We start from the raw sequence: 6,492 nt of genomic DNA on the forward strand, positions 1-6,492 counted from the left end.
CGTTCCGCAAATCTCCAGCTAATAGATGCAATTTATTTCCGGTTGGCGTCAATTATGAATTCATAATGTGCTAGCTAACCGTCGACAGCTTCGGCGGTCGGGCCTTCCGGTGTGCAGCCGAGGTGCTCGACTGCCGCGGTCCGCTTGTTGCGAAGGTGCTGGAACAGGGTGTCGCTCAGTTCGCTGCCGGCCCGGCGGCGAAGCGCGTCCAGGATCGCCTCGTGCTCGCGCATCGCTTCGGCCCAACGCTGCCGTTTACGTGCGAAGTTGGCGGAGTAGCGCACGCGGCGGATTCGGCCGGCCAAGTTGGCATAGATGGTGCGCAAGGTCTCGTTGCGGGAGACCGCGACGATCCGTTCGTGGATACGTTGGTTGACCTGGAAATAATTATGCATGTCGCGGTGCAGGTAGTAGCCGTACATTTCGTAGTGTAGGCGCTCAATCTCGGCGATTTCCTCATCGGTGATGGTCTCGCATGCAAGTCGCCCTGCGAGGCTCTCGAGGCCGCCCATCACGTCAAACAGTTCTTCCAGATCGCGCTTGCCAAGCTGGCGCACGCGCGCCCCTCTATTGGGCAGTAGTTCAATCAGCCCCTCGGCGGCCAAGACCTTGAGTGCCTCGCGAAGGGGGGTGCGGGAAACTCCGAATAACTCGCACAGCTGCCGCTCGGGTACCCGGTCGCCGTCCGGAATGTTGCCTTCGACCACATAGTCGCGAAGGCGCGACAGGATCTCCCCGTGAAGCGAGAGTTCGGGGCTGCCGTTGTCGGCAATTTGGGCGATTGCCATCCCGGATTCGGGAATCGTCGATTTCATAGGGTAACAATAGTTCGCAGAATCACTAGCGTCGATGGTCGGAATTGCATATAGAATACGATTTACATGCAAAAAAATGAATGCAAAAATGTGCTTCATGTTGCCAGAATGGAGGTCAGTTATGCGGCAAGGACGGCATTTTCTGCAGATTCCGGGCCCCAGTCCCGTTCCCGATCGCATTCTCCGGGCAATGGACATGCCCGTCATCGATCACCGAAGCGCCGAATTCGGTCAACTCGGGCGCACCGTGCTGGAGGGCTCCCAGAAGATTTTCCAAACCTCCGGACCGGTGGTGATTTTCCCGTCATCGGGCACCGGCGCCTGGGAGGCCGCGATCGTCAATACGTTGTCGCCGGGGGATAAGGTGTTGATGGTGGAGACCGGCCATTTTGCCACTCTGTGGCGCCAGATGGCCGCGCGCTGGGGGATTGATGTCGACTTCATACCCGGCGATTGGCGCCGCGGCGCCGACCCGGCCGCCATCGAAGACAGGCTCGCTCGTGACACGTCCCATGCGTTGAAGGCTGTGATGGTCGTTCACAACGAAACCTCAACCGGCGCGACCAGCCGGATCGGAGAGATCCGCGCCGCGATGGACCGCGTCGCTCATCCGGCCCTGCTGATGGTCGACACCATCTCCTCGCTGGGCTCAGTCGACTACCGGCACGACGAATGGAGGGTCGATGTCAGCGTCAGCTGCTCGCAAAAGGGATTCATGCTGCCGCCGGGCCTCGGATTCAACGCTATGTCGGACAAGGCTCGCACCGCCGCGAAGAGCAACAAGATGCCGCGGTCATACTGGGATTGGGAGGAAATGCTGAAGCCGAATGCAAACGGCTTCTTCCCGTATACGCCGGCAACTAACCTCCTCTACGGCTTGCGCGAAGCGATCGCAATGCTGATGGAGGAGGGGCTCGCCAACGTGTTCGCCCGCCATCAGCAGCTCGCGGCCGCGACACGAGCGGCTGTCAATCACTGGGGTCTGGAAGTGCTGTGCCAGGAGCCAAAAGACTTTTCTCCGGTGCTCACCGCCGTGCTGATGCCACCAGGCTATGACGCAGATCAATTCCGCAAGGTGGTGCTCGATAATTACAACATGTCACTCGGCTCTGGATTGTCGAAGGTGGCGGGCAAGGTGTTCCGTATCGGGCATCTCGGCGAATGCAATGAGCTGACCTTGCTTGCAGCGCTGACGGGCGTGGAGATGGGCTTATCGGCCGCGGGCATTCCGCACCGGGCCGGCGGCGTCGACGTCGCGATGAAGCTTCTTGAACAGCGCGCCGAGGGCAATTCCGCGACACACCTCAAAGTCGTCGGCAGCTAAGGCTTCCTCTCCTCAAGCTAACGTATCGCCGCGGGCGCGCGGCGATACGAACAAGCCATAAAGCTCAGGGAGGTCGAACTTGAAGTTCCGATTCAAGGCGACACATGTCGTGCTCGCGATGCTGTGCGCGATTTATTTTATCACCTATGTCGATCGCGTGAATATTGGCACCGCGGCCAGCGAGATTCAGAGGGAGCTAGGCCTCACCAACACGCAGCTAGGCCTTGTATTCTCCGCCTTCGCCTATCCCTACTTGCTGTTCCAGATCATCGGTGGCTGGGTCGGCGACCATTTCGGGCCACGCAAGACGTTGTTCTGGTGCGGCATGATCTGGGCTGCGGCAACGATCATGACCGGTTTCGTCACTGGCATCGTGTCGTTGTTCATCGCGCGTGTCGCATTGGGGTTCGGCGAAGGCGCGACCTTTCCGACAGCAACGCGCGCGATGCGGTATTGGACGCCATCGGACAAGCGTGGCTTCGCCCAGGGGCTAGCGCACGCCTTCGCGCGACTGGGCAACGCTGCAACGCCGCCCTTGATCGCGCTGCTGATAACGTGGCTGACCTGGCGTGGATCCTTTATCGCCTTGGGGTTCGTAAGCCTCGTCTGGGGCATCGCCTGGGCCGGGTATTTCCGGAACGAGCCAAGGGAGCATGCGCGGATCACCGAGGCTGAACTTGCGTCATTGCCGCCCCGTCCGACCGGACCCCGGCCACAGGTGCCGTGGTCACCGCTCCTGCGGCGGATGTGGCCGGTCACGCTGACCTACTTTTGCTACGGCTGGTCCCTGTGGCTCTACCTCAACTGGCTGCCGCTTTTCTTCAAGAACAACTTTGGCCTCGATATCAAGAAATCGGCGCTGTTCGCTTCAGGCGTCTTCTTCGCCGGCGTCGTCGGCGATAGCGTGGGCGGCATTCTGTCCGACCGCATCCTCAAGCGCACCGGCAGCATCCGCTTCGCCCGTCTGAGCGTAATCATCGCTGGGTTTGCCGGAGCGCTTGCCTCATTGCTCCCAATCTTGTTCATCCATCAGATCACGGTCGTGGCCCTGTGCCTGTCTTCTGGCTTCTTTTTCGCGGAGCTTGTGATTGGTCCGATATGGTCGATACCGATGGACATCGCGCCGAAATATTCAGGCACGGCCTCCGGCATCATGAACACTGGCTCTGCGTTCGCCGCCATCGTCTCGCCACTTGTCGCCGGCTTTGTCATCGACGCAACGGGCAATTGGTATCTGCCATTTTTGATGTCGATGGGACTTCTGACGCTCGGCGGTTTTTCGGCGTTCATGATGCATCCCGAGCAACCGTTCGATGAGATCGCGGTCGGCGTCCCGGTTGGAAAGGCGGTGGCTGCGGAATGATGCTAGGGCCCGCAACCGGCGGATCGTGCCAATAACGGGCTAGCGGCAGCGGTCCTTCGCAGATGCCAAAATCGCCTGCCGACCGCGGCCGGACGGGCCCTGTCTTGCTTGTATATTGATTATGCATTGACGGGTACCGCCCAGTGAGGGACAAGCCTGCCCGAAGAATGCTATTCGAGCGGCGCGAAGCGCCAAGACTAGACCGGAAAGGACGGCTCATGACCCTGCACACTGGACGGCATTTTCTGCAGATTCCGGGGCCGACCAACGTGCCGGACCGGGTCCTGCGCGCCATGGACATGCCGGCCTGGGACCATCGCGGCCCTGAATTTGCCGAGCTCGGTTTTGCGGTTCTGGCCGGCATGCAGCGCCTGTTTCGCACCAAGCAGCCCGTCGTCATCTTTCCCTCGTCCGGAACTGGTGCCTGGGAAGCCGCGATCGTCAACACCCTATCGCCGGGCGACAAGGTCCTGATGGCCGAGACCGGGCAGTTCGCGGTGCTCTGGCATGGCATCGCCAGCAGGTTCAAGCTCGACATCGATTTTATTCCGGGCGATTGGCGTCATGGCGCGGACATTGGCGAGATCGAGGCGCGGCTTGCAGCCGATCGTGCGCACAAGATCAAGGCGGTCATGGTCGTGCACAATGAGACCTCGACCGGTTGCGTTACGCCGCCACTCGAGGTTCGCAGGGCAATGGACCGCGTCAAGCATCCCGCGCTCCTGATGGTCGACACCATCTCCGGCCTCGCTTCCATGGAATATGAGCACGACGCTTGGGGTATCGATGTTTCCGTCGCGGGCTCGCAGAAGGGCATGATGCTGCCGCCGGGTCTCGGCTTCAACGCCGTGTCGGAAAAGGCGCTCGCGGTGGCCAAGGCCAATTCATCATCGATGCGCTCCTACTGGGACTGGCAGGAGGTGATTGCTATCAACAAGGCCGGCACCTGGCCTTATACGCCGGCAATCAACCTTCTGTTCGGGCTGAGGGAAGCCGTCAAGATGCTCGAGGAAGAAGGCCTTGAAAACGTGTTCGCCCGCCACAAGCGCCACAGCGCGGCTACCCGTGCGGCGATGAAGGTGTGGGGGCTCGAGACCCAGTGCCAGGATCCCCAAGCGCATTCGCCGGCCCTGACTGGCGTGGTGATGCCGGAAGGCCATGACGCCGACAATTTCCGCAAGGTGGTGCTCGAAAACTTCGACATGTCGCTTGGTACCGGCCTCAACAAGATCAAGGGCAAGGCTTTCCGGATCGGCCATATCGGGCACTTCAACGACCTGATGCTGATGGGGACGCTGTCGGGCGTCGAGATGGGACTGGACCTGGCCAACGTGCCACATCGTAGCGGCGGCGTGTTGGCGGCGATGGAGGTGCTCAAGCGGCGCGATGTCTTGCCGATGCCGAAGGCCGCAGTCGCCTGAGCTGGTCCAATAGCAACGGAGAGATCGCCATGAACGCCCCGGTCACCGCCAGCGAAGACCTGATCTATTCCCTCGAGGACGGGATCGCCAAGATCACTTTCAACCGGCCGCAGGCACGTAACGCCCTGACCTTCGCGATGTACGAGCAGATGGCGTCGATCTGCGAGACCATCAATGGGGACCGCTCGATCAAGGCGCTGATCCTGACCGGCGCCGGTGATAAGGCCTTTGCCTCGGGTACCGATATCTCGCAATTCCGCGCTTTCAAGACCGCGCAGGACGCGCTTGACTATGAAGCGCGGATCGACCGTGTGCTCGGCGCTCTTGAGCAGTGCCGCGTGCCCGTCATCGCGGCGATCGCCGGTGCCTGTACGGGCGGCGGCGCCGGGATTGCGGCCTGCTGCGACATCCGGATCGGCACCGAAGCGACGCGGATCGGGTTTCCAATCGCGCGCACCCTCGGTAATTGCCTCTCCATGTCGAATATCTCGCGTATCGTCGCGCTGATCGGTCCGGCGCGCACCAAGGATATGATTTTCAAGGCCCGCTTAGTCGAGGCGCCGGAAGCACTTGCGCTCGGCTTGCTCAATGAAGTCGTACCCGACGTCGCGACCTTGCAGCGCCGCGCTGACGAGACCGCAAAGCTCATTGCGAGCCATGCGCCGATCACGCTCGAGGTGACCAAAGAGGCCGTGCGCCGCATCCGCCGTACGCTGTCGCGCGATGAGGGAGAGGATCTGATCCTGCGCGCCTATATGAGCGAGGATTTCCGGGAGGGCATGGACGCCTTCCTCAACAAGCGCACGCCGAACTGGAGGGGGAAATGAGCGTTCAAGATATCCGGCGGCTGGGTTGATCGCCTCGAGCACGGGAATCATAATCCTGGGGTCGGGGGTTCGAGTCCCTCCCCCGCTACCACGCAAAATAAGCGATTTTCTCGCGCTTCGCGCTTCTCGCAAAGCTCCGTACCACGTTTGGTACCACATATTCTCGCTTTCCGGCTGCGACACCTGCGGATAAAGTTTTGTCTCTCCAGAGACTTGGCCGAATCGCGCTCTACCCCCATCACACGGGGAATTCGGAAAGGCCGACCGCAATCCGGTAGGTGATTGATGATTGACGTTTGATTGAGAAGCGTTTCAGTCGGACCCAAAGCAACTTCTTCCGTCGGACGTCTATACGCGCTATGTGCCCGAAAAGGATGTCCGCGTGATCTGCGACTACGTTGCTGGAATGACCGACGATTTCCTGCTGAAGACCTATGATCGATTGTTTAGTCCGCGCATGGGGGCCGTGTTCGATAGGCTTTGACAGCTGAAGCGGCGCCGACCCGGTCCGCAAATCCGTTCGTCTCCTGAAACGCACCAGAGCCGAGGTGACCAGCGGACGGTTGACCGCAAGGCGTGCGCGACGAACCTAGGGTGTCATTCGGCCTGCAATATTGACCCCCTAAGCCGGGGGATCGGCGTCCAAAATTGGAAGCCGATGAGGGCGCATTGCCTCATCAAGAATGTTACCGGAGAACTGACCGTCAGGATTGGGGCGGCGATACCGAATCGGCTCGGTGTC

Annotated in this window: 5 protein-coding genes and 1 pseudogene; 5 read left to right on the forward strand and 1 reads right to left on the reverse strand. The window is 60.6% G+C overall.

All coding sequences use genetic code 11. The annotated features are described in order from the left end of the window. Positions 1-74 precede the first annotated feature (74 nt). Positions 75-815 carry a GntR family transcriptional regulator gene (locus tag ACZXDY_RS21760; RefSeq protein ID WP_464346891.1) on the reverse strand — a complete coding sequence of 247 codons (741 nt, stop codon included), beginning with the start codon at positions 813-815 and terminating at the stop codon, positions 75-77. 121 nt (positions 816-936) lie between these two features. Here ACZXDY_RS21760 and ACZXDY_RS21765 point away from each other — a divergent pair, with 121 nt between their 5' ends. From ACZXDY_RS21765 to ACZXDY_RS21785, 5 genes and pseudogenes are all read left to right on the forward strand, one after another. Continuing rightward, the gene (locus tag ACZXDY_RS21765) at positions 937-2,139 is read left to right on the forward strand and encodes a pyridoxal-phosphate-dependent aminotransferase family protein (RefSeq protein WP_028164906.1); all 1,203 of its coding nucleotides are present in this window, start codon (positions 937-939) and stop codon (positions 2,137-2,139) included. Positions 2,140-2,218: 79 nt separating this feature from the next. Continuing rightward, a complete protein-coding gene (locus ACZXDY_RS21770; protein WP_464346892.1) occupies positions 2,219-3,502 on the forward strand; it encodes an MFS transporter in 1,284 nt (427 codons plus the stop codon). A 218-nt stretch (positions 3,503-3,720) separates the two neighbouring features. Then, the gene (locus tag ACZXDY_RS21775; RefSeq protein WP_028164908.1) at positions 3,721-4,923 is read left to right on the forward strand and encodes a pyridoxal-phosphate-dependent aminotransferase family protein; all 1,203 of its coding nucleotides are present in this window, start codon (positions 3,721-3,723) and stop codon (positions 4,921-4,923) included. A 29-nt stretch (positions 4,924-4,952) separates the two neighbouring features. Then, positions 4,953-5,750, forward strand: coding sequence for an enoyl-CoA hydratase/isomerase family protein (locus tag ACZXDY_RS21780; RefSeq protein WP_464346893.1), 798 nt, complete (start codon positions 4,953-4,955; stop codon positions 5,748-5,750). A gap of 316 nt (positions 5,751-6,066) precedes the next feature. Continuing rightward, a pseudogene (locus ACZXDY_RS21785) lies at positions 6,067-6,234 on the forward strand (dGTPase); the annotation flags it as partial. Positions 6,235-6,492 lie beyond the last annotated feature (258 nt).

Source organism: Bradyrhizobium sp. LeoB3 (assembly GCF_055456055.1).

What these genes read in the sequence shown, in the direction of transcription:
- ACZXDY_RS21760 (WP_464346891.1), bottom strand. Translation starts at nt 815, where the DNA reads ATGAAATCGACGATTCCCGAATCCGGGATGGCAATCGCCCAAATTGCC.
- ACZXDY_RS21765 (WP_028164906.1), top strand. Translation starts at nt 937, where the DNA reads ATGCGGCAAGGACGGCATTTTCTGCAGATTCCGGGCCCCAGTCCCGTT.
- ACZXDY_RS21775 (WP_028164908.1), top strand. Translation starts at nt 3,721, where the DNA reads ATGACCCTGCACACTGGACGGCATTTTCTGCAGATTCCGGGGCCGACC.
- ACZXDY_RS21780 (WP_464346893.1), top strand. Translation starts at nt 4,953, where the DNA reads ATGAACGCCCCGGTCACCGCCAGCGAAGACCTGATCTATTCCCTCGAG.